24 protein-coding genes and 1 pseudogene are annotated in these 21,125 nt (G+C 64.9%); 15 read left to right on the plus strand and 10 right to left on the minus strand.

Going from position 1 to position 21,125, the window contains the following annotated elements:
- The 4 genes and pseudogenes from NFU08_RS19165 to NFU08_RS19180 form a co-directional block, all read left to right on the plus strand.
- Positions 1-379 (plus strand): annotated as a pseudogene (locus NFU08_RS19165) (lytic transglycosylase domain-containing protein); the annotation flags it as partial.
- 20 nt (positions 380-399) lie between these two features.
- Entirely contained in the window at positions 400-759 is a 360-nt protein-coding gene (locus NFU08_RS19170; RefSeq protein ID WP_251425536.1) for a TraR/DksA C4-type zinc finger protein, read from the plus strand.
- Positions 756-1,313 carry a DNA alkylation repair protein gene (locus NFU08_RS19175; RefSeq protein WP_251425538.1) on the plus strand — a complete coding sequence of 186 codons (558 nt, stop codon included), beginning with the start codon at positions 756-758 and terminating at the stop codon, positions 1,311-1,313. The genes NFU08_RS19170 and NFU08_RS19175 overlap by 4 nt, the downstream gene beginning before the upstream one ends.
- Positions 1,297-1,740, plus strand: a complete 444-nt coding sequence (locus tag NFU08_RS19180) for a DUF1810 domain-containing protein (RefSeq protein WP_174181165.1) — start codon at positions 1,297-1,299, stop codon at positions 1,738-1,740. The genes NFU08_RS19175 and NFU08_RS19180 overlap by 17 nt, the downstream gene beginning before the upstream one ends.
- Positions 1,741-1,823: 83 nt before the next feature.
- Here NFU08_RS19180 and NFU08_RS19185 read toward each other — a convergent pair whose 3' ends face one another.
- Positions 1,824-2,717, minus strand: a complete 894-nt coding sequence (locus NFU08_RS19185; protein WP_174181163.1) for a glucose 1-dehydrogenase — start codon at positions 2,715-2,717, stop codon at positions 1,824-1,826.
- 89 nt (positions 2,718-2,806) lie between these two features.
- Positions 2,807-3,313 carry a metallophosphoesterase gene (locus NFU08_RS19190; protein WP_251425540.1) on the minus strand — a complete coding sequence of 169 codons (507 nt, stop codon included), beginning with the start codon at positions 3,311-3,313 and terminating at the stop codon, positions 2,807-2,809.
- Between the two features lie 137 nt (positions 3,314-3,450).
- Between NFU08_RS19190 and NFU08_RS19195 the strand changes: the two genes are divergently transcribed.
- Both NFU08_RS19195 and NFU08_RS19200 read left to right on the plus strand, forming a co-directional pair.
- The gene (locus NFU08_RS19195) at positions 3,451-3,648 is read left to right on the plus strand and encodes a DUF1918 domain-containing protein (RefSeq protein WP_174181159.1); all 198 of its coding nucleotides are present in this window, start codon (positions 3,451-3,453) and stop codon (positions 3,646-3,648) included.
- 56 nt (positions 3,649-3,704) lie between these two features.
- Positions 3,705-4,208: an NUDIX domain-containing protein gene (locus NFU08_RS19200; RefSeq protein ID WP_174181157.1), complete on the plus strand. Its 504-nt coding sequence runs from the start codon at positions 3,705-3,707 to the stop codon at positions 4,206-4,208.
- Here NFU08_RS19200 and NFU08_RS19205 read toward each other — a convergent pair.
- Positions 4,205-4,882, minus strand: a complete 678-nt coding sequence (locus tag NFU08_RS19205) for an endonuclease/exonuclease/phosphatase family protein (RefSeq protein ID WP_066276355.1) — start codon at positions 4,880-4,882, stop codon at positions 4,205-4,207. The genes NFU08_RS19200 and NFU08_RS19205 overlap by 4 nt on opposite strands.
- 184 nt (positions 4,883-5,066) lie before the next feature.
- Here NFU08_RS19205 and NFU08_RS19210 point away from each other — a divergent pair, with 184 nt between their 5' ends.
- A complete protein-coding gene (locus NFU08_RS19210; RefSeq protein WP_251425542.1) occupies positions 5,067-5,870 on the plus strand; it encodes a thioesterase family protein in 804 nt (267 codons plus the stop codon).
- Between the two features lie 644 nt (positions 5,871-6,514).
- Here NFU08_RS19210 and NFU08_RS19215 read toward each other — a convergent pair.
- From NFU08_RS19215 to NFU08_RS19225, 3 genes are all read right to left on the minus strand, one after another.
- Positions 6,515-7,168: a hypothetical protein gene (locus tag NFU08_RS19215; RefSeq protein ID WP_174181153.1), complete on the minus strand. Its 654-nt coding sequence runs from the start codon at positions 7,166-7,168 to the stop codon at positions 6,515-6,517.
- Complete coding sequence (locus tag NFU08_RS19220; RefSeq protein ID WP_174181151.1) at positions 7,165-7,770, minus strand: RNA polymerase sigma factor; 606 nt, start codon at positions 7,768-7,770, stop codon at positions 7,165-7,167. The genes NFU08_RS19215 and NFU08_RS19220 overlap by 4 nt, the downstream gene beginning before the upstream one ends.
- Before the next feature lie 255 nt (positions 7,771-8,025).
- Positions 8,026-8,814: a hypothetical protein gene (locus NFU08_RS19225; RefSeq protein ID WP_251425544.1), complete on the minus strand. Its 789-nt coding sequence runs from the start codon at positions 8,812-8,814 to the stop codon at positions 8,026-8,028.
- A 298-nt stretch (positions 8,815-9,112) separates the two neighbouring features.
- Here NFU08_RS19225 and NFU08_RS19230 point away from each other — a divergent pair, with 298 nt between their 5' ends.
- Positions 9,113-9,652, plus strand: coding sequence for a PadR family transcriptional regulator (locus NFU08_RS19230; RefSeq protein ID WP_174181147.1), 540 nt, complete (start codon positions 9,113-9,115; stop codon positions 9,650-9,652).
- Positions 9,653-9,657: 5 nt separating this feature from the next.
- Entirely contained in the window at positions 9,658-11,370 is a 1,713-nt protein-coding gene (locus NFU08_RS19235) for an AarF/ABC1/UbiB kinase family protein (protein WP_251425546.1), read from the plus strand.
- Positions 11,371-11,410: 40 nt separating this feature from the next.
- On the opposite strand, the gene NFU08_RS19240 is transcribed toward NFU08_RS19235, so the two are convergent.
- Entirely contained in the window at positions 11,411-11,803 is a 393-nt protein-coding gene (locus NFU08_RS19240; protein WP_104185968.1) for a DUF2177 family protein, read from the minus strand.
- On the opposite strand from NFU08_RS19240, the gene NFU08_RS19245 reads away from it, so the two are divergent.
- Positions 11,796-12,569: a biotin/lipoate A/B protein ligase family protein gene (locus NFU08_RS19245; RefSeq protein WP_397426220.1), complete on the plus strand. Its 774-nt coding sequence runs from the start codon at positions 11,796-11,798 to the stop codon at positions 12,567-12,569. The genes NFU08_RS19240 and NFU08_RS19245 overlap by 8 nt on opposite strands.
- 68 nt (positions 12,570-12,637) lie before the next feature.
- Here NFU08_RS19245 and NFU08_RS19250 read toward each other — a convergent pair whose 3' ends face one another.
- Positions 12,638-12,895, minus strand: coding sequence for a mycoredoxin (locus NFU08_RS19250; RefSeq protein WP_066276302.1), 258 nt, complete (start codon positions 12,893-12,895; stop codon positions 12,638-12,640).
- A 130-nt stretch (positions 12,896-13,025) separates the two neighbouring features.
- Between NFU08_RS19250 and NFU08_RS19255 the strand changes: the two genes are divergently transcribed.
- Entirely contained in the window at positions 13,026-13,787 is a 762-nt protein-coding gene (locus NFU08_RS19255; protein WP_285835607.1) for an SOS response-associated peptidase, read from the plus strand.
- A gap of 43 nt (positions 13,788-13,830) precedes the next feature.
- Here NFU08_RS19255 and NFU08_RS19260 read toward each other — a convergent pair whose 3' ends face one another.
- Positions 13,831-14,253, minus strand: coding sequence for a VOC family protein (locus NFU08_RS19260; RefSeq protein WP_174181140.1), 423 nt, complete (start codon positions 14,251-14,253; stop codon positions 13,831-13,833).
- Positions 14,254-14,272: 19 nt separating this feature from the next.
- Here NFU08_RS19260 and NFU08_RS19265 point away from each other — a divergent pair, with 19 nt between their 5' ends.
- Positions 14,273-14,593 carry a chorismate mutase gene (locus NFU08_RS19265; RefSeq protein ID WP_066276294.1) on the plus strand — a complete coding sequence of 107 codons (321 nt, stop codon included), beginning with the start codon at positions 14,273-14,275 and terminating at the stop codon, positions 14,591-14,593.
- A gap of 21 nt (positions 14,594-14,614) precedes the next feature.
- On the opposite strand, the gene NFU08_RS19270 is transcribed toward NFU08_RS19265, so the two are convergent.
- Entirely contained in the window at positions 14,615-15,004 is a 390-nt protein-coding gene (locus NFU08_RS19270; protein WP_174181138.1) for a hypothetical protein, read from the minus strand.
- Between the two features lie 161 nt (positions 15,005-15,165).
- Here NFU08_RS19270 and NFU08_RS19275 point away from each other — a divergent pair, with 161 nt between their 5' ends.
- The 3 genes from NFU08_RS19275 (at position 15,166) to thrS (ending at position 21,109) form a co-directional block, all read left to right on the plus strand.
- On the plus strand, positions 15,166-15,498 hold the full coding sequence (locus tag NFU08_RS19275; RefSeq protein WP_174181136.1) for a DUF6504 family protein: 333 nt from the start codon (positions 15,166-15,168) through the stop codon (positions 15,496-15,498).
- On the plus strand, positions 15,495-18,983 hold the full coding sequence (locus tag NFU08_RS19280; protein ID WP_251425548.1) for a DNA polymerase III subunit alpha: 3,489 nt from the start codon (positions 15,495-15,497) through the stop codon (positions 18,981-18,983). Before NFU08_RS19275 ends, NFU08_RS19280 begins: the two co-directional genes overlap by 4 nt.
- 116 nt (positions 18,984-19,099) lie before the next feature.
- Entirely contained in the window at positions 19,100-21,109 is a 2,010-nt protein-coding gene (gene thrS, locus NFU08_RS19285; RefSeq protein WP_251425550.1) for a threonine--tRNA ligase, read from the plus strand.
- Positions 21,110-21,125: the final 16 nt, after the last annotated feature.

Genomic DNA, 21,125 nt, shown 5'->3' on the forward strand with positions numbered 1-21,125 from the left:
CCCTGCGCCGGCCCCCGCACCGCCAAGCCCGCCGCCCGTCGTCGTGCCTTCCCTCCCTGGCGGCACGGTCAATGACCCGGCAGGAGCCAAAAACTATGCCTCCACCAGGTTGGGCGCCCACGGCTGGGGGCAGGACCAGTTCCTCTGCCTGGCCCAGCTGTGGACCAAGGAATCGAACTGGCTGACCACCGCCACCAACCCCTCTTCCGGCGCCTACGGAATCGCGCAGGCCCTCCCGCCGGGCAAGTATTCAAGTGCCGGTGCCGACTGGCTTACCAGCTACCGGACGCAGGTCGACTGGGGGCTGGGCTACATCAGGGAGCGCTACGGCTCGCCGTGCGCCGCCTGGAACCACTCTGTGGCCAGGAACTGGTACTGACCCCGCGCTAGGCTTTTCCCATGCCCGATTATGAACGGTTCCGGATCCTGCTTAAGGAGGAACGGGAGCGGAAGGTGGCCCTCCTGCCGGCCCTGCGCGCAGATATCGCCTCCGCCAACTCGGCGCGCCAGGATTCGAATGTGGACGACGAACATGACCCGGAAGGCTCCACCATCGCTTTCGAGCTGTCCCAGGCGTCTGCCCTGCTGAAGCAGAGCAGCGCAGGGCTCGACCAGGTGGACGCCGCGCTGGAGAGGATTGCCGCCGGCACGTACGGGATCTGTGCCGTGTGCGGGGAGGCCATCGCCGAGGGCAGGCTGGAGGCGCGGCCGTGGACCCCGTTCTGCATCCGCCACGCCTCTGCGGGCCGCAGCCAGTGAGCGGCACCCTGGACCAGGTGGCCGCGGCTGCAGGCTTCGTTGACCGGACCCTGCAGAATGAGGGCGCCTGGTACCGGGCGGACGACGTCGAGGCGAGGCTGGGCGGGCAACTGGCCTCCTACGGCTCCTCGGTGGGCGCAGTCCGGGGAACCGTCCGTGACGCCCTCCGGAAGTACAAGGAACTCGACCACGACGCCGTTGTCCACCTGGCGTCCGCCCTGTGGGGCCAGCCCGGCCCCGGTTCCAGGGCCGTTTTTGAGCGCCGGCTCGCCGCTGTTGTCCTGCTGCAATCCACCAGGACACTCCTGCGCCATTCGGACCTGACCCGCATTGAGGGCTTCCTCCGGTCTGCCGGGACCCGGGAATTGACGGAACCGCTGCTGGCCGACGTCGTGGCGCCGTTCCTGGCGAGGCTCTGCGGGCGGGACAGGCAGCGCGCAGCCGTGGTCCTGGCACGGTGGCGGACGGACTCCGACAGCCAATTGCGCTCCGCCGCCGCCTTCATTGACCAACAAGCCCCACTACAAGGAGACACCCATGAACGATCCCTATAACCTCGACAGGTTCGTCGCCGCCCAGGACAGCGGCGGCACGTACAGCCAGGCGCTGGCGGAACTGCAGCTGGGACGGAAGACCGGCCACTGGATGTGGTTCGTCTTTCCGCAGTTCGCGGGCCTGGGCCACAGCGACATGTCGCGACGGTACGCCATCAGCTCCCTTGATGAAGCACGGGAGTACCTGGCCCATCCGGTGCTGGGTCCACGGCTGCTCGAGTCCGCCCTGGCCGTTACCAACCACTCAGGCAGCCCGGCCGGCGACATCTTCGGGAGCATCGACGCCCGCAAGCTGCACTCCTCCATGACGCTGTTCCTCCGGGCGGCTCCGGGGGAAACCGTGTTCAAAACGGTCCTGGCCCAGTTCTTTGATGGACAGCCCGACGCCGCCACTGACGAACTGCTGGCAGGCGAGGACGAGAAGTAGGGGCCAGGAACTAAAATGCCGACGGCGGTGCCCCGCGCATCAGGCGCGGGGCACCGCCGTCGGGATTTCGGGACAGCCCGGGGCTACGGCGTGGGGCTGCCGCCGTTGACGTTCAGCGTCTCGCCCACAACATAGCTGGATTCCGGTGAGGCGAGGAAGACGTAGGCGGGGGCGAGCTCCGCCGGCTGGCCGGCCCGGCCCAGCGGCGTCGACTGCCCGAACTCCGGCAGTTCCTCCTTCGGCTGGCCGCTGCTGACCTGCAGCGGGGTCCAGATGGGGCCCGGCGCCACCGCATTAACGCGGATGCCCTTGGGCGCCAGCTGTTGTGCCAGGCCCTTCGTGAAGTTGTTGATGCTGGCCTTGGTGGTGGCGTAATCCACCAGGGTCGGGGACGGGCTGTAGGCCTGGATGGACGTGGTGTTGATGATGGTGGATCCGGCCGGCATATGGGGGAGTGCTGCCTTGGTCAGCCAGAACATTGCGTACACATTGGTCTTCAGTGTGTGGTCGAACTGTTCATCCGTGATGTCGGCGAGGTCCTCCTGCGCCACCTGTTTCCCGGCGTTGTTGACCAGGATGTCGATGCTGCCCAGCACCGCCACGGCTGTGTCCACCACATCGCGGCACACGGAGGCGTCCTTGAGGTCGCCGGGGACCTTGATGGCCTTGCGCCCGGCGGCCTCGATGAGGCCCGCAATGCGGGCGGCATCCTCTTCCTCCTCCGGAAGGTAGGAGAGAACGACGTCGGCCCCCTCACGGGCGAAGGCAATGGCCGTTGCTGCACCGATGCCGGAATCCGCGCCGGTGACGATCGCCTTGCGCCCTTCCAGCCTGCCGGTACCTCGGTAGGTCTCTTCGCCAAGATCGGCCTTGGGTGCCAGCTCCGCGTCCAGTCCCGGCTCGGGCTGGTGCTGCTTCGGCGGGGAGATCTTTTCGTAGGCGGTGACCGGATTGCGGAAGGTGTACTGGTCTGTCATGGTGGTCCTCCTGGTGCTCGGATGACAAAAAGCTAAGCATGCTTACCGTTCAAAGCCTAGGCACCAAGAGCGTCCCTTGCCAAACCCGGTCAATCCCGGAGCACCTCGTGCAGCCGGACGTCCCCCAGCTTTTCGGAATCCACCGTGGCGGTCATGAACGTGCAGGCCGGCTGCCGGCGGCGGTCAGTGGGCGATCCCGGGTTCAGCAGCCGCAGCCCGCGCGGGGTGGTGGTGTCCCACGGGATGTGGCTGTGGCCGAAAACCAGCACGTCCGCCTCCGGGTACCGGGCCTCGCACCTGGCTTCTCGCCCCTTGGCCTGGCCGGTCTCGTGCACCATGGCAAACCGGACGCCTTCCAGCGTGATCTCCGCCGTTTCCGGAAGGCTCCGGCGCAGTTCCGGTCCGTCATTGTTTCCATAGACGCCCACCAGCAGGCGGCTCCGCCGCCGGAACTCCTCCAGATGGGTTGCCGACACCCAGTCGCCGGCATGGAAGACCACGTCGGCGCTTTCGACGGCGGACCACACCTGTGCAGGAAGGTCACGCGCGCGCCTGGGGACGTGGGTATCGGCGACCAGGACAAGATTCAGCGGCATGGGAAAGATCCTGCCATGCCCGCCGGGTCCCCGGGGACCCGCCTCTCGCCCCCTCCTGCGGACCCTTCCGGCGTTCTTTCGATTCGCCCTTTTCCCGGCGGGCAGCCGGTCGTACTCTGGGCTCGGAGGTGATTGCCATGGAGGCAACGCAGGGCGACCGCATCATCGTGCACGGCAGGACTGTGGGGGCGGCGGACCGGCATGGAGTGATTCTCGAGGTGCGCGGCCAGGGCGGAGCGCCGCCCTACCGTGTCCGCTTTGATGACGGACACGAGACGATCATGTACCCCGGCGGTGATTTCGCCGTCGAGCGCGGTACAGCAAACCAGGCCTGACCGGCGCAGCGGACTGGCGGGTGCAGCCCACCCGCCCCACCTGTCAGACTGGAACGATGGATCACTTTCCGGCGTCCACCGCGTCCTCCGTCCCTCCCGTCCGTACCGGTCCCAGGGACCCCGGCGACGCCTGGGTCGAGGGAAGCCGCGGGCGCTTCTGGGGGCGTTTCGGCGCGGCCGGGGTGCTGGCCCACGATCCCGGCAAGGGGGTGCTGCTGCAGCACCGGGCCGTGTGGAGCCACAACGGTGGAACCTGGGGGCTGCCCGGCGGCGCACTCCATGAGGGCGAGGAGGCCGTGACCGGCGCGCTCCGGGAAGCCTATGAGGAAGCCGCCGTGCCCGCGGACAATGTGGACGTGCTCTTCACGTCCCGGCTGGACGTGGGGTACTGGAGCTACACCACGGTTGTGGTGCTGGTGCGGGAGGCGTTTGACCCCGTCATCAGCGATCCCGAAAGCCTGGAGCTCCGGTGGGTCCCGCTGCCCGAGGTGGGTGCCCTGGAACTGCACCCGGGATTCGAAGCGTCCTGGCCGGACCTCCGTGCAAGGCTCGAGTCCTAGTAGTCCGGGCCGTACTCGGCCGTGACCAGGATGGGGAGGTGGTCTGAGTTGCCGCGCGGCAGCGTCTCCACGCTTTCGATATCCAGGCCCAGCGACGTCGCGAAATCGAAGTGGCCCTTGAACACCTTGTACCGGGTGTAGGTGCGCCGGTTGCTCAGGGACAGTGCATAGCCCGAGTTTTTCATGTGCAGGTCAAGGTTCTTGGTGAAGAACGGGTAGTTGAAATCGCCCACCATCAGGGTCATCAGGCCCTTGCCCATGCTCAGCAGCTCCGCGTGGGCCGCGTGGATCTGCTTGCGCCGCAGCGAGTTGGAGGCGGTAAGCGGGGCTGCGTGGAACGAGCCGATCACCAGTTCATGCTGCGTTTCATTGTCCATGACACGGGTGCCGATCAGCCGCTCATGGGCCGGGGCCAGGACGCGGTCATGCATCGACTTCTTCAGGGCGAAGGACTGGGTGTCCAGGGCGGTGAAGCGGCTGGTGCGGTAGTAGATGGCCAGCCCCAGCCGGTTGCCCTTCGTGGCGTCCGCCAGATGCAGCGGGCCCAGGGTTTCCGGAAGATCGCTGGAATCCACCTCCTGGAGGCAGAGCGCATCAATGTCATGGTTCCGCGCCAAGGCGAGGAGTTCGCCGCTCGCCTTGTGCTTGCGGAGGTTGTAGCTGATGACGCGCATGGAACACCTCTTCAGAGGGTTGCTGACAGGACCAGTTCCTGAGTCTAGTCGGATGGATCCCGCCAGGGGCCAACATTTCGCCGCGTCCCTGGGGGCGAAATGCCGTGCCCGGGTCCGGCGCAGGCGGGGCACCCGTCCCGGATAGAGTTAAGGCCGATTCACTGGAACTCCAAAGGGGCCAACGTTGACCGCAGAGCTGCCTGAACTGGCTGAAGGAAACTGCTACTACCTGAACTTGGGCGGTGGGCGTTTCCGTTCCACCATCCATGCCCAGGGTGCCTGGAACGTCCACGAGCAGCACATGGCTCCGGCATCGGGCCTGCTGGCGGACAGCCTGGAACGCCATGACCCGCGGCCGGACATGCGGATGGCGCGGATCAGCTACGAGATCCTCGGCCTCATCCCGGGCGGCGAGTTCCAGATCGCAGCCACCACCCTCCGGCCCGGAAAAACCATCGAACTCCTGCAGGCCGAGCTGGTGGCGGGCGGCCGGACCGCCATCCGTGCCACCGCCTGGCGGCTGGCAACCAGCGATACAACGCCGGTAGCCGCCATCGAGGACACCCCCATTCCCGGTCCGGAAGACTGCAAGCCGTACGACGGCGCGTCCGTGTGGCCCGGCGGCTACATCCGCTCGCTGGAAATGCGCGTGGCGGAAGGGCACCGGCCCGGGGCCGGAAAGGTCTGGCTCCGTACGGAACACCCCCTGACGGACCGCGCGGACAGCGGTGCCCTGGCCAGGCTCATGGGCATGGTGGACACGGCCAACGGCATCGCGGCCAGGGTGCCGCCCGGGAAGGGCAGTTACTCCTTTCCCAACCTTGACCTGCAGATCCACATGTACCGCCGGCCCGAGGGGGAGTGGCTGGGCCTGGACAACGCGGTCTCGTTCGGTGGGGACGGAATAGGCCTGACCTCCACCGTCCTGCACGACCTCCAGGGGCCGTTCGGGCGCGCGGAGCAGATCCTCACACTCCGAAAAACCTGACGGGACCGCCGGGCGTGGAGCGCGGCAGTGGATGGCGGTCATTTGGGAGCGTTACTTCGCCTGTTCAGGGTTGCTGGTACCGCCTGAAGGAGGGAGCTTGGGACACTCCGGGATCGCGGGCAACCGGCGGTTCGGGATCGTTGCCTTCGGTGCGAAGTTCGTCGGCGAAGACAGGAATGTACTGGGTGGATTGCCAGAGCCTGTCCAGCGTGGTGGTCGCAAGAGTGTCCCATCGATCAGCGCCTCGAATGCCTGATCACGTGAGGTCGTAAAGCTCCCGCTCAGATATTCCGTGAGCAACGTGGTGGACGTCGCGGCGGACGCCGGCGGCCAGAAGATCCGCCTGTTTTCGATGAGTGGACCGATGCCGGTTGAGCTACCGGGTAGCCAATAAGTTCCGTCGTGGGCTGCTTCGAGGTGTCCCATAACTAATGATTAGTATGCCGAATAAGCCCGCAGGTTTTGAGGCATAGTTATAAGAATCGCCGACCGGGAGGAAGCCGCGGGATATCGCCCGAATTAGGGTCTTGCCGGCTTGGCCTTTTCGACGGGCGTGAGCCGCCACGTAAGACAAGGGTCACGAGACGATGTGATGTGCTGTGTGTGGATTATTCTCCTATGGCACTTACTTGGGGGGTGAGTATCTACTTCTCGAGGACGGGGATACCGAGTCGGGAGCAGACATCCGCAGGACCCGGTATCACTGCGACTGTGTTGTCGACTACGCAGGCCCTGAGTTCAGGCACAAAGTGCCCAGGGCCAAAGGTGTTGGGGAAAGCCGTGCCGGGGTTGCCTTGAGCATCCGTTACGGTCCCTGTCGGGGCGGGAGCCGGGGCAGGCTCTTGGTAATCCGGAGGAATAAGGTCATCGGTGATCCCTCCCGGGTTCATCAGTCCCTGGTCCCAGTTGAAAGCGCAAAGGCCGATCGGATCGCTAATCTGCTTCTTTCCTGCGTTTGGGTCCCCCTGCAGGGCTTCGGCGTCATAATTGAAACCCTCATCCATAGCCCCGGCAAGGAGATAGGGTTCCATCCTGTTTCCGGGGGAATGAGGAGATGGGTAGGTGGCGGTGAGGTCTGCGCGGTAGTAGCACCGGATGTCCCGTTTGTCCTCAACCGGAGCGAAGGCCACGTACGCCACTGCCGCCGTCGAGCCCGCCAACGCGAGGCCGGCCAGGGACAACGCCATCGGTCGGCGCCACCACGGCCTGCGACGGGACTGCGCAGCCGCTTCCCTAACCACCGCGTCCCGCACAGCCTGCCGTGTTTCGGCCGGATAGTGGATGTCTGAAAGTTTCATGACTGCCTCGATTCCACAGGATTGTTCTGCTCGGCCAAGAGCAAGGGTGAGGCCACCGCGGCGGCCCGCAACTTTGTTTTCGCACGGTTCACACGGGACCGGATAGTGCCAACGCGGACCTGAAGGGCCTCCGCCGCCTCAAGGTAGGAGTAGCCGTTGACAGTGCACAGCAACAACGCGTCCCGTTCACCGCGTGTGAGGTTCCCGGCGCCGTCCAGCAGTTCCTTCACGAGGTTTTCGGCGTCGACCCGGTCTGCGATTGAAGACGAATGATCGGGTTCCACAGCAGCGTGTGGCAGCTGCCTGAGGAACTGCTCGTGGCGGCGCACAGACCGGGCTCGGTTCCGTACTGAGTTGGTAGCCACGCCCAGAAGCCAAGGAAGGATTGACTTCCGTTCCAGCGTGAGCCGGGTGCGCTGCCGCCACGCCTCGAGGAACGTGACAGAGACGATGTCTTCGGCATCCTGCCATGACCCGGTCCGGCTCAGGCAGTACCGGAAGACAGCATCTGCATGGCGGTCAAACAGCCCGCCTAGCGCGTCTGCGTCTCCCTGTCTGCACCTATCCCACAGTTCCGCATCTGTTTCCCCCAGCTGTTCCATACCTAATAGTGTCCGGGAGTCCCCAGAAAGTTCCCCGCCCACCACGACGGAGTCCTCCTCTGCCAGATTCTCACAAGGGAGTCAGTCCGAATGTCGCTGACGAACTATGAGAGTTATCTCCCATCCGTCCGAGGTGTCCCTCAACCCATATGCCTCGAAACACTAGGGTCTCGAGACTCTGAGGCTAGGAGACACCCAGATGGGCTTAGAGAAGGAGTCGGCGCCAGCGGGCGGATCGAGTACCGTATCAGCCGGTTATTTGTTGGACCTGAACACGATCGAGTCGAAGACGGCGCCTGCCTCCCTCGTCAGCTCCGGATTGATCGACTCGTGGAACTGGACCACCCAGATCACGCTGCGCTGGCCGTTCATGTCGACCACCCGGTAGGTTTCGCGTTCAGCGGCGCTGGAGTACCAGCGTGTGCATTCGTTTGAGAGTGATGAGTGGACACAGAACTTGTCGCGGTCGCAGGCTGTTATGTCCACGTCGCCCTCGACCGAGTGGTCGAACTCGAAGCCGGAGTAATCGCCCGGCAAGACCTCGACGGGAGGAGTACTCACCGTTGACGTTTGAGCCCTTACCGCGTCGACGAAGGCCTGAGCCGACGGATCGACTTTGACGAGCGCGTCCTGCCAGGCGCATGCGTCTGTCGGCACATAATGGGCGGGCCACCAACCTACGAAGACCCCCCATTCATCCGGGTGATCCGGGTCGTCCTTGGCCAGGCCTTCGCCGTCGGTAACCGACCAGCCGTCTGGGACGGTGATCTGGAAAGGCGCCGTGAAGCCGGTGGCGAGGACGAGGTATGTGCCGGCAGCGATGTCACCATTCTCCGGCAGCGGTGAGACCCTACGAGTGTCGTCACTCTCTGGCGTCGGCGGAACGGTGCGAGACTCCGTAGTCGAAGTACTGGCGGACGGGAGGGAGACGCCGTCGGACTCATACTGGCACCCGCCGAGGAATCCAATCAGTGCGATAGCCACCAGGGGCAGGAGATGGCACGGCCGCTGAGCGGCCTTTGGGAGGGGTGCCATGGAGCTCATCGATCCACCAAGCCGCTGCAGGGTAACTGTGAGGCCCCGCAGCCGGGTGGCCCCGCGGGCGGTCCGGGATGGGATGCCGTCGCCCCAAGTCTCCTCCGGCGCAGAACCCGTGACAATGAAGGGTTGTACGGAAATCAGTTTCGATTAATGCAATTACCAGACATGGCAGGCGCGTGCACCCGGTCACCGATCCGAAGCACCTCTCAGCGTTCCCAGAACGCCGCCATATGGCGGCAACTCCTGCGGGCCCGATGGATGTATCGTTGTATATCGTTGGCGGTTTACAGAGGAGATCATCATGCGTGGTTCATACCCGGCAGCCGGATTCGGCGGGAGCAACATCGACGGCATGTGGCAGGCCGTCGAGGAGCTGCGCTCCCGGTTCGAAAAACGCGCCGGAACCCGTGCCGGCAAGGGCGAGGTGAGGTCGGCAGTGCTGGCGCTTCTTGCTGAGCGGCCGATGCACGGCTACCAGATCATCCGCGAGATCGAGGAGCGCAGCGGCGGCAGCTGGAAGCCGAGCGCCGGTTCCGTCTACCCCACCCTGCAACTGCTCGCGGACGAGGGCAGCATCAGCGCCGAGGAGTCCAACGGCCGCAAGATCTATTCGCTGACCGAGGCCGGCCGGGAGGAAGTTGCGCAGGACCGCGGGGCAACGCCCTGGGACACGCCGGGCTCGCACGCCGGCAGCTTTGGATCCCTGCCCAAAGCGGGGGTGGAGCTCGCGCAGGCTGCAGCCCAGGTGGGCCGCACGGGCTCGCCGGACCAGGTGCAGCAGGCCGTGGCGGTACTCGACGACGCACGGCGCCGGCTCTACGCGATCCTCGCCCAGGATTGACCCGGGTGGCGTCTGTCCGCCTGCATCGTGCCGCTCCGGCCGCGGGCGCCGGGGACACCCGTGCCCGCTACCGCCGGATCCTGCGCTTTGCGGCCTGGAACCTGGCGGTGACGTGGTGGTTTGAACTGTTCCTTCCGCGGATCGGACTTGCCCGGGTCGCGGAGCGTACGCGGCCGCGGAGGATGCAGCGCTTCGCCCGGCGCTTCCATGGACTGGCCGTGGAGCTGGGCGGCTTGATGATCAAGGTGGGACAGTTCCTTTCCTCCAGGCTCGATATCCTGCCGCCGGAGATCACCAGGGAGCTTGAGGGCCTCCAGGACGAGGTGCCGCCCGTTCCGTTTCCTTCGATCCGCGCTTTGGCCGAGGAGGAGTTGGGCGCTCCGCTGGACCAGGTGTTCGCTTTCGTGGAGGACGTACCGATCGCTGCCGCGTCGCTGGGGCAGGCGCACCGGGCACGCCTTCGTTCAACGGATGCGGCCGACACCGGGTTCACCGATGTGGTGCTCAAGGTGCAGCGTCCGGGCATCGACGCGATTGTCGACGTCGACCTTGCAGCCCTGCGCAAGGTGGGCGGCTGGCTCAGCCGCATTCGCCTGGTGTCCAGCCGCGCCAATATGCCGGCCCTGGTGGAGGAGTTTGCGCAGACCAGTTTCGAGGAGATCGACTACCTGCACGAGGCGGCGAATTCCGAACGCTTTGCCGCCGATTTTTCCGACGACGGCAGGGTCTGCGTGCCCGGCATTGCCTGGGAGCGGAGCACCCGCCGCGTGCTCACCCTTGAAGACGTCACGGCCATCAAGATCACGGAGGCAGGGGCGCTCAGGGCGGCGGGCATCGACCCGGCCGAGGTGGCTCCGGTGTTCGCCGCCGTCATGTTCGACCAGATGTTCACCAACGGCTTCTTCCACGCCGACCCGCACCCCGGGAATATCTTCGTCACCCCCGTCAGAGCAGCGGCCGGCGACCGCCCGTGGAAGCTGACGTTCATTGATTTCGGCATGATGGGCGAGATTACCGCCTCCACCCGCAGCGGACTCCGGAAGTTGCTGATTGCGGCCGCCGCGCGCGACGGCAGTGGGCTGGTGGCGGCGATCAACGACGTCGGCGTGCTGGCGCCGTCAGCCGACACGGTGGAGATGGAACGCGCCATGACGCACCTCTTCGCCCGCTTCGGCGGGATGGGGTTCGCCGAGCTCCGGGAGGTGGATCCGAGGGAGTTCCGTGACTTCGCGGTGGAATTCGGCGATGTTGTCCGCTCGCTGCCGTTCCAGCTCCCGGAAAACTTCCTGCTCATCATCCGGGCGATGTCGCTGACCTCGGGGGTGTGCTCCTCGCTCGATGAGCGTTTCAATCTCTGGGATTCCGTGGAACCGTATGCTGCGCGGCTCCTGCGCGACGAGCGCGGCAACATCGTGGAGGACGTGGCACAGCAGGCCCTCGACGCCGCGGCAACCGCGCTGCGCCTGCCGAAACGCCTGGATGCGCTGGCCGGCCGGCTCGAGGAAGGTTCGCTCGCCGTCGCAAATCCCCGCCTTGAACGGCGCATCGCCCGGCTGGACCGCTCCACCCGGCGCTCTGCTTCCGCCCTGGTATTTGCCGCCCTGCTCATCGCCGGCGCCATCTTGCGGGCTGACGACGCCGTCCTGGGCGGCATCCTTATGGCCGGTTCAGTGGTTCCGTTGCTGCATGGCCTCTGGGCAGGCCGGCGCGGCCTCTGACAGCGACGTGCCCAGGCTGCAGCCGTTGCCGGCGCGGGCGTCAGGTGCGGGCGTGGAAAACCAGCCAGCCCGCGAGTGTTGACAGGCCAGTCAGCACGGCGCCCCACAGCATGTCCACGACAATGAGCTGCAGCGGCCACACTTTGAGGGTGGCTGCGTTGGTGAGGTCATAGGTGGCGTAGGCGAAGGCGCCCAGCGCCGCGCCGTAACCCAGGGCCGCCAGCCAGCTGCCGCCGTCGAGCGCCGGCCGGAGGGCAAAGAACACAATTCCGGCGATGTAAATGACGTAGAACGCCACGGCGTAACCTAGGTGTGGTTTGTCCGCCAGCAGTTCGCCGATGTGGCTGCGGTAAAAGGGGTTCATCAGCTTGAGCCAGATGGCGTCGATCGCTGCGAAGGCGGCGGCGACAACGAGGAATTGCAGAATGACCATAAGGGAGCTTAGCAATATGAACGACGGCGGTCCGGGGCCCCGCACCCTGACTGTGGTGCGGCAGGAAAAGACGCTGGGCGCCGGCCGGGACCTGGAGTTCGGCCTGGAATTGCTGGCCAGGGCAAAAAGCGGGGATATCGGTCCCACGCTGCGTCTGTACCGGCCCGCCCCCACGGTCGCGTTCGGCCAGCGTGACACCCGCCTGCCGGGATTCGACGCCGCTGCGAAGGCATGCCGTGCCAACGGCTTCGAACCCCTGGTCCGCCGGGCAGGGGGACGGGCGGCCGCCTATCACGAGGGAACCCTGGTGGTGGACCACATTGAACCCGATCCGGACGCCATCGCCGGTTCCAAGACAAGGTTTGGGTACTTCGGGGAGCTTTTTGCGGACGCCCTCCGCCGTGTCGGCGTGCAGGCGGCCGTGGGCGAGATTCCGGGGGAATACTGCCCCGGGGAGTTCAGCGTGCACGGCACGGACCCGGCTGACGGCGCACACCGGGTGAAACTGGTGGGCACCGCCCAGCGGGTGGTGGCCGGCGGGTGGCTGTTCAGTTCGGTGATCGTGGTGGAAAACTCGGCGCCGATCCGCAAAGTGCTGACCGACAGCTACGCTGCCCTGGGGCTGGACTGGGACCCTGCCACGGCAGGGGCGGTGGACGACCTTGTGCCTGGTGTGGACGTCGCAGCGGTGGAGGATGCCCTTCTGTCCGTGTACGCGGACCATGCCACCCTCAAAACCGCTGTGTTCAGCAGCCTTGGGGCATAACCGGCCCATTGACTGCCAGGCAGCACAACGGGACCAACAGTGGAAATGCCGGTCCCGTTGTGAAAGGGCTAGGCTGCGAGGCGCTGCTTGACCTCGGCGGCTGACGGGTTGGTGGCAGCAGTGCCGTCCGGGAAGAGGACGGTGGGCACGGTCTGGTTTCCACCGTTCAGCTGCTCCACGAGTTCGGCGGTGCCTTCCACTTCCTCGATGTTGATCTCGGTGTAGCCGATACCCTGGGCGTCAAGCTGCTTCTTCAGCCGGTTGCAGTAGCCGCACCAGGTGGTGGAAAACATGGTGATAGTGCCGGATTCGGGAGTGAAGTCCACGGAGCTCTCCTCTGTGCTTGATAACGGTTTCGTTCCTGTAACGGTAGCGTGCAGTCCGGTATTCCCCCGCTTCCGGGCCGGCCGCACCCCCGCGGATGACAGCTCCTGCCGCCGATGGCATGCTGGAGCCATGTGTGGACGTTACGTGATGGCACGCGCCGTGGGGGACCTCCTTGCCGAGTTCGACGCCGAACTTGAGGACGAGGTCAGCATCCCGCCGTCGTGGAATGTGGCGCCGACGGACCCGGTCCCCATCGTCCTGGAACGCCTGGTGGACGGCGAGTCCGGGAACAGGCACGTCCGCCAGCTCCACGCCGCCCGCTGGGGACTGGTCCCGTCCTGGGCCAAGGACCCTGGCATCGGCTCGCGGATGATCAACGCCCGCAGCGAGTCCGTCCTTGAGAAACCGGCGTTCCGGAAAGCCATGCAGTCCCGCCGTTGCGCTGTCCCGGCAGACGGCTACTACGAGTGGAAGCAGGGGCCCGGAAAGTCCAAGCAGCCGTACTACGTGCACCCGGGCGTTGGCCATGGCCTGGTGTTCGCGGGGCTCTATGAGTGGTGGAAGGATCCCTCCTGGCCGGCAGGGGAGCCGGGCGGGTGGCTGCTCTCAACGTCCATCCTGACCACGGACACGCCCCCGCCGGGCAGCGAGTCCACGGTGTTCGGCAAACTCACGGCACTCCATGACCGGGTACCCCTTCCCATGGACAAAGCCACGATGCAGGCCTGGCTGGACCCCCAGGCCGACGATCCGGCCGGACTCGTGGACCTGGTACGGGCAGGGGTCAAGGACGTAGCCGCCGACTGGCAGGTGGAATCCGTAGGGAAAGAGGTCGGCAACGTCAGGAACAACGGGCCGGAACTGATCCGGCCCGTTGAAGCGCTCTTCTAGCAGCCGGCCCTGTGAGCAGCCCGGGCCAAACCCTGGGGGAGGGCTAAACGGTGACCGCGCCGTCGTCGTCCACTGCCCAGGTGGGGTTGTACGCCACCTCCCAGCGGAAACCGTCCGGGTCCGCGAAGTAGCCGCTGTAGCCGCCCCACGGCTGGGTGATGGGCTCGGCGATGATCTCCGCTCCCGCGGCGGCGGCCTCCTCCATCACGCGGTCCACGTCCTCCGTGCCGGGAAGGTTGTGGCTCAGCGTGATGCAGGGGACAGCTCCGGACGCGGTGACGCCGGCGTCGGCCTGCATCTGGCGCACGTCCCACAGGGACAGCACCAGCCCGTGGTTCACCTGGATGAACACCACGTCGCCGGGAACTTCCCGGTGGACAGGCCAGCCAAGCCCGTCAACATAGAAAGCCCGGGACGCGGCAACACTGCGGACGCCCAGCGAAATGAAGTCGACTCTTGGCTGCATGCTTCGATACTGTCAGACGATGGCGACAATTCAAGGAAACGATAGAGATGCTTTGGCCGACAAGGAACAGCTCGCTGCCGTCCGTGTTGCTGTTGACGAGGTGGATGAACAGATTGTCACCCTCATCGCCCGCCGCGAACGGCTGATCCGCATCGCCGGAACACTCAAGGGTGACGACGCCGAAGTCCGCGCCCCTGGCCGGGTGGAGCGGATCATTGAACACGTCCGCTCAGCCGCGGAAAAGAAGGACATCGACCCGGACATCGTCGAGTCCACGTACAGGGCCATGATCTCCGGGTTCATCGAACTGGAACTGAAGGTCCACAAAGAGAACAGCTGACCTCCCGCCCTGCGGGCCTGGTTACAGGTGTTCCTCCACGGGAACGCCGTGCTGGTATTCCCTGCCCTCCGCCTCGCTGAAGGCTGACATGAGGTGTCCCTTGCCCAGGCCGTTCAGGGCGGCAAGGGGAAAGCTGCCGGTGATGGTGTTCTCTGAATGGGTTACCCCGGACAGGTCGTAGTCCTCCTCGACTCCCTGTTCGCGGTTAAAGGAATAGAAGGCAATGGCCTTCCCGTTCATGAACTCAATACACAACCTCCGCTGCGAGGAATAGTCGGGGGTGGCCCCCATCAGCCCCACCACGTAGGCGCCGGAATCCGGGATGGTGCCGTCTATATCGAACGTGGCCACCACGGTGGAATCCTGGGCTGTGATGCTTGCCTGCTTCAGAAGTGCGTCTTGGGTTTTCATGGCACAATCCTGCTCCCTGCCGATCGGTCCGTCCACCCTTCCCGGCCAATCTCTTTGTCCCTCCCGCAGCCCATCTATGCTCCCGTTCAGGGCAGGGGTAGACTGGTTATATTCGAATATGTGTTCGAATACTTTCAGCTACATCCACTCCGGGAGGGTCCATGGGTATGTTCAGCGAATCCGTGGACGTCGACTGCACTGCGGGCGGCGAACCCATCGGCCTGCTGTGGGCTGGACGGTCCTATGCAGTCTGCGCGGAACCGGTGCGCTGGTACGAGCGCCGGCAATGGTGGGCTGAAGAAACCCGCGCACCGCTGGGCAGTGGCCCCGGAGTGGTGGACCATGAGATCTGGCGGGTCCAGGTGTTGCCTTCCGCCCCGGTGCGGGGTGCCCAAGCCGCTGAGCCGCTGACCCTCGACCTCACCCGGCATATCCGCAGCGGCAGGTGGCGGCTCCTGCGCATCCATGACGCACTCCGGCCCAGGACAGCATGAGTTTCACCCATCTTCACGTTTCCACAGCATTCAGCGCCCACTACGGCGTTTCCTGGCCCGAGGAACTGGCGCAGGCAGCAGCCGCTGACGGCGCAACCGCGCTCGCCTGTACGGACAGGGACGGGTTGTACGGGACCATCAAGCACCTCAAGGCGTGCATGGCAGCGGGCATCGATCCCATCGTTGGGGTTGACCTTGCGGTATTCGACGACGACGGCGACCACCGCACGCAGCTGGCGGGCAGGGTGGTGGTACTGGCCCGGGGCCACAACAACGGGTCAGGCTACCGCGCCCTGTGCAGGCTGATTTCCGATGCCCACGCCCGCACCACGGGAAAAGCCGGTGGAACTGTCCCGGTGGCCGTCACCCGGGCCGAGCTGGCGTCCCGCACCCTCGATCCGCAAACCCTGAAACCGGTATTGACTGTCCTGCTGGGGCCTGATTCCGACGTCGGACGGGCCATGGGAGGGCGCCGTTACCTTCGCCCCCGCACACTATTCAAGCAATGGCTGGATGCAATGCCCCCAGGCACGCTGGTGGCCGAGATCGTGACGCAGCTCAGCGCTCCGGGAAAGCCGTTGAGTACCGCCCACGCGGTCCGGATGCTCAAGCTTGCCGAAGAGCATCAGGTTCCGGCTGTCCTGACCAACGCAGCCAGGTACTGCGCCGCAGACGGCGCGCCCACCGCCGATGTGCTCGACTCAGCCCGCACCCTGAAATCCCTTCCCGAACTTGCGGATGAACCGCTGCTGCAGCCAACCGGGCAGGGGTGGCTGAAATCCTCCCCGGAAATGCTCCGGCTGGGCAAGGAGATCATTTCAGCGGCAGGATATGGTGCCGCGGACCTGAAACAGCTGATGGCGCAGACCGAGGCGCTCGCGGACCGCTGCCGAATTGATCCGGAAACGGACATGGGCTGGAAGCAGCCGGTTGTGCCCGAAGCCTCAGTCCTGGGGATCAGCCAGGATCCACACGTTGAACTGGTGCGACGGTGCCAGGCCGGTATCAGCCGCCGCTTTCCGGGGATCAACGGTGCTGCCGGAGAGAAGATGCGATCCCGGCTGGACCATGAACTGGGCATCATCCGCAACCTCGGTTTTTCCTCCTATTTCCTGACAGTTGCAGAAGTGTCACGAATGATCCAGGAGATGGGGGTGCGTGCGGCAGCCAGGGGATCAGGCGCCTCCAGCCTGGTCAATTACCTGATTGATGTCAGCCAGGTGAACCCCCTGCAGCACGACCTCATCTTTGAACGGTTCCTGTCGCGGGACCGGGCCACCCTTCCGGACATCGATATTGACGTTGAAAGCGCTGAGCGGCACAACGTCTACCACCGCATTTTCAAGCGTTTCGGGTCCGAACGGGTCACCCTGATGAGCATGCAGAACGGTTACCGGGCCAGGGGTGCCGTGCGGGATGCCGGCATGGCGCTGGGCATGGACGGCGACGAGGTGGGGGAGATCGCCAAGCAGCTGTGGCGTTTCTCAGCCCGGAAATTCCGTGATGCCCTGCAGGAAAAGCCTGAACTCCGGGAATTTGCCGGCCGGGTGGAACAACGGGAAGTGGACGGCAACCAACAGCTTGACCTGCTGGTTGACCTGACGGAACGGCTTGACCGGCTGCCCCGCCATATTTCCATGCATCCGTGTGGCGTCATCCTCGGTGACGCCACCCTCCTGGACCGCACCCCGGTGCAGCCCAGCGGGCTGGGCCTGCCCATGAGCCAGTTCGATAAGCACGACATGGATCCCATGGGCATGCTCAAACTGGACGTCCTGGGAGTCCGCATGCAGAGCGCCATGGCGTTTGCCGTCCGTGAGGTCATCCGCATCCACCCGTCCAAGGAGGAGGTGGTGGCCGCCGGCCGGCATCCGTCAGGTCCGGGCGGAAGCGGTCCTGACTACATTGCGGAGAACGGCCATATCGACCTGAACGCCGTTCCCCTTGATGACAAGGCCACATTTGAACTCATCAGAAGCACCCACACCCTGGGCTGTTTCCAGATTGAATCACCCGGCCAGCGGGAACTGATCGGCAAGATGGCCCCCCGTGAGTTCAACGACCTCATCATCGACATCTCCCTGTTCCGCCCGGGCCCCATGAAGTCGGACATGGTCCGGCCCTTCCTGGAACACCGTCACGGCTTCGCGCCCGAGGTCTATCCTCATCCTGACCTGAAACCGGTGCTGGCGGAAACCCATGGCGTCACCGTCTTCCACGAACAGATACTGCGGACCTTTGATGTCATGACCGGCTGCGGCCTGGCACGGGCCGACGAATTCCGCCGCGCCCTGGGAAACGAGGCACTCGAACTGGGAGTGGAGGAATTCTTCCGCACAGCGGCCAGGAAAAAGGGGTACCAGCCGGAGGTAGTGGACAACGTCTGGGGAACGCTGAAGGCCTTCGGAAGCTTCGGATTCTGCAAAGCCCACGGCGCCGCCTTTGCCGTGCCCACCTACCAGTCTGCCTGGCTGAAGGCCCATCATCCTGAAGCATTCCTTGCCGGGCTGTGGGAGCACGATCCTGGCATGTACCCCAAGCGGCTGCTGGTGGCGGAAGCCCGGCGGCTTGGCATCCCCATCCTTCCCCTGGACATCAACCGCAGCAAGGGCGAATACCGGGTGGAAAGGATTGAAGCCGGCAAGGACGCAGGAAAACTGGGTATCAGGCTGAGCCTCAACGGCATCTACGGGCTGTCCGCAACGGAGCTCAAGCGGATCGTTGCGGGCCAGCCCTACGACTCGCTGGCGGACCTGAGGGCACGGTCCCGGGTCAGCAAGCCCAACATCAAGAGATTGGCCCAGCTGGGGGCATTTGATTCGCTTCACCGTGAGGCGGGCGGCACGGCCAACCGCGCCGATCTTGTCCACCACCTGCAGCAGCTCCAGGGTTCCGGCAGCGGGCGGAAAGGCGTGGAAGTCCTTGAGGGGCAGCTGTCCCTTCCCCTGGGTGATGTTGAGCTTCGCAATGTTAAGCCGGGACTGCCGGTGCCTTCCCTGGTGGAAAACGTCCGTGCCGAACTGGACCTGATGGCAGTTGATGTCAGCAGCCACCTGATGGACAGCCACCGGCCAATGCTGGACAGGCTGGGCGTCATCACGGCGGACAAACTCCTTGGCCTGCGCAACGGGACGGAAGTCCTGGTGGCCGGGGTGCGGGTGGCAACCCAGACGCCGCCCATGCGGGGCGGGAGGCGGGTGGTCTTCATCAGTATCGACGACGGCACCGGCTGCATAGATTCGGTCTTTTTCCACGAGGCCCAGGAAAAAGCAGGAATGCTCCTGTTCGGCACCAGGCTGCTGCTGATCCGAGGGACCACCAGGCGGACCGGACCGCGGGGAATCAGCCTGAGCGCCAGCATGGCCTGGGACCTTGGCAGGACAGAGACACTGCCGTTCCCGGATTCCCGTCCCCAGGAACCAGAGGTCCGGCACCCGCTGGATGGAGTTACCAGGAGCCTCGCCATCACGGGATTCAGCGGCTGACCCTTCCGTGCGCCGCGTTGGTCGGGCCCCAACGGAACCGATAGCATTGACGATGGCTGGCTGTGGTCCCCGTATGCCACAAGCTATGAAGCCTCAACTTTGAATAGGAGACACCCGTGTCAGATGCCCAGCAGATCACCCTTCTCGTCGATGGCGAAGAGACCAAGGTGACTACCGGGACAACCGGTGCGGAACTCTTCTTTGAGCGCCGTGATGTTGTTGTAGCCCGCGTCAACGGAGAACTGAAGGACCTTGACCAGGAGCTCCCGGAAGGCGCCGACGTCGAAGGCGTCACCATTGACTCGCCTGACGGCCTCAACGTCCTCCGCCACTCCACTGCCCACGTCATGGCCCAGGCTGTCCAGCAGCTGCGTCCCGACGCCAAGCTGGGCATCGGCCCGTACATCACTGACGGGTTCTACTTCGACTTCGATGTCGCCGAACCGTTCACTCCCGAGGACCTCAAGACCCTCGAGAAGATGATGCAAAAAATCATCAACCAGAACCAGAAGTTCGTCCGCCGCGTGGTCAACGAGGACGAAGCCCGCGAAGCCATGAAGAACGAGCCCTACAAGCTTGAACTGCTGGGCAAGAAAAACGAGGCCGCAGAGGCCGGCGAAGGCGTGAACGTCGAGGTCGGCGCGGGCGATATCACCATCTACGACAACGTTGAGCGCAAGGAAGGGACCACCGTCTGGTGCGATCTCTGCCGCGGCCCGCACCTGCCCAACACCAAGCTCATCTCCAACGCCTTTGCCCTCACCCGCTCGTCCTCCGCGTACTGGCTGGGCAACCAGAAAAACCAGCAGCTGCAGCGCATCTATGGCACGGCCTGGCCCACCAAGGACGCCCTCAAGGCCTACCAGGAACGCATCGCGGAGGCCGAACGCCGCGACCACCGCAAGCTCGGCTCGGAACTGGACCTCTTCTCCTTCCCGGATGAACTCGGCTCAGGCCTCCCCGTCTTCCACCCCAAGGGCGGCATCATCCGCAAGGAGATGGAGGATTACTCCCGCCAGCGCCACGTCGAGGCCGGCTACGAGTTCGTCTACACCCCTCACATCACCAAGGGGCATCTGTACGAGGTCTCAGGGCACCTGGACTGGTACAAGGACGGCATGTTCCCGGCCATGCGCGTGGATGAGGAACTCAACGCAGACGGTACAGTCCGGAAGCCTGCCCAGGACTACTACCTGAAGCCGATGAACTGCCCCATGCACAACCTGATCTTCCGTTCCCGCGGACGGTCCTACCGTGAGCTGCCGCTGCGGCTCTTCGAATTCGGCGCTGTCTACCGCTACGAAAAGTCCGGCGTGGTGCACGGCCTGACCCGCGTGCGTGGCATGACACAGGACGACGCCCACATCTACTGCACCCGCGAGCAGATGAAGGACGAACTGACCAAGACGCTGACGTTCGTCCTCGACCTGCTCAAGGACTACGGCCTGAACGACTTCTACCTGGAGCTCTCCACCAAGGACCCGGAGAAGTTCGTCGGCGAGGACGCGGCCTGGGAAGAAGCTACACGTACCCTCGCCGAGGTTGCTGAGGAATCCGGCCTGGAACTGGTCGCGGATCCGGGCGGGGCCGCCTTCTACGGCCCCAAGATCTCCGTGCAGGCGAAGGACGCCCTTGGCCGCACCTGGCAGATGTCCACCATCCAGCTGGACTTCAACCTGCCCGAACGGTTCGAACTCGAATTCCAGGCCGCTGACGGCAGCCGCCAGCGGCCCGTGATGATCCACCGTGCCCTGTTCGGATCGATCGAGCGCTTCATTGGCGTGCTCACCGAGCACTACGCCGGCGCCTTCCCCGCATGGCTGGCACCGGTCCAGGTGGTGGGCATTCCGGTGGCGGAGACCTTCAACGAGTACATGTTCGACGTCGTGGACCAGCTGAAGGCGGCAGGCATCCGCGCGGAAGTGGACACCTCCTCGGACCGCTTCCCCAAGAAGATCCGCACGGCCAGCAAGGACAAGATTCCGTTCGTGCTGATTGCCGGCGGCGACGATGCCGAAGCAGGCGCCGTCTCGTTCCGCTTCCGCGATGGAAGCCAGGACAACGGCGTGCCTGTGGCCGAGGCCGTCAAGCGGATCACGGAAGCCGTCCGTAACCGGACCAGCTAGCGGAACGGAACAGCAC

This window comes from Pseudarthrobacter sp. NCCP-2145 (genome assembly GCF_023708005.1).
Taxonomy (GTDB): Bacteria; Actinomycetota; Actinomycetes; order Actinomycetales; family Micrococcaceae; genus Arthrobacter; species Arthrobacter oxydans.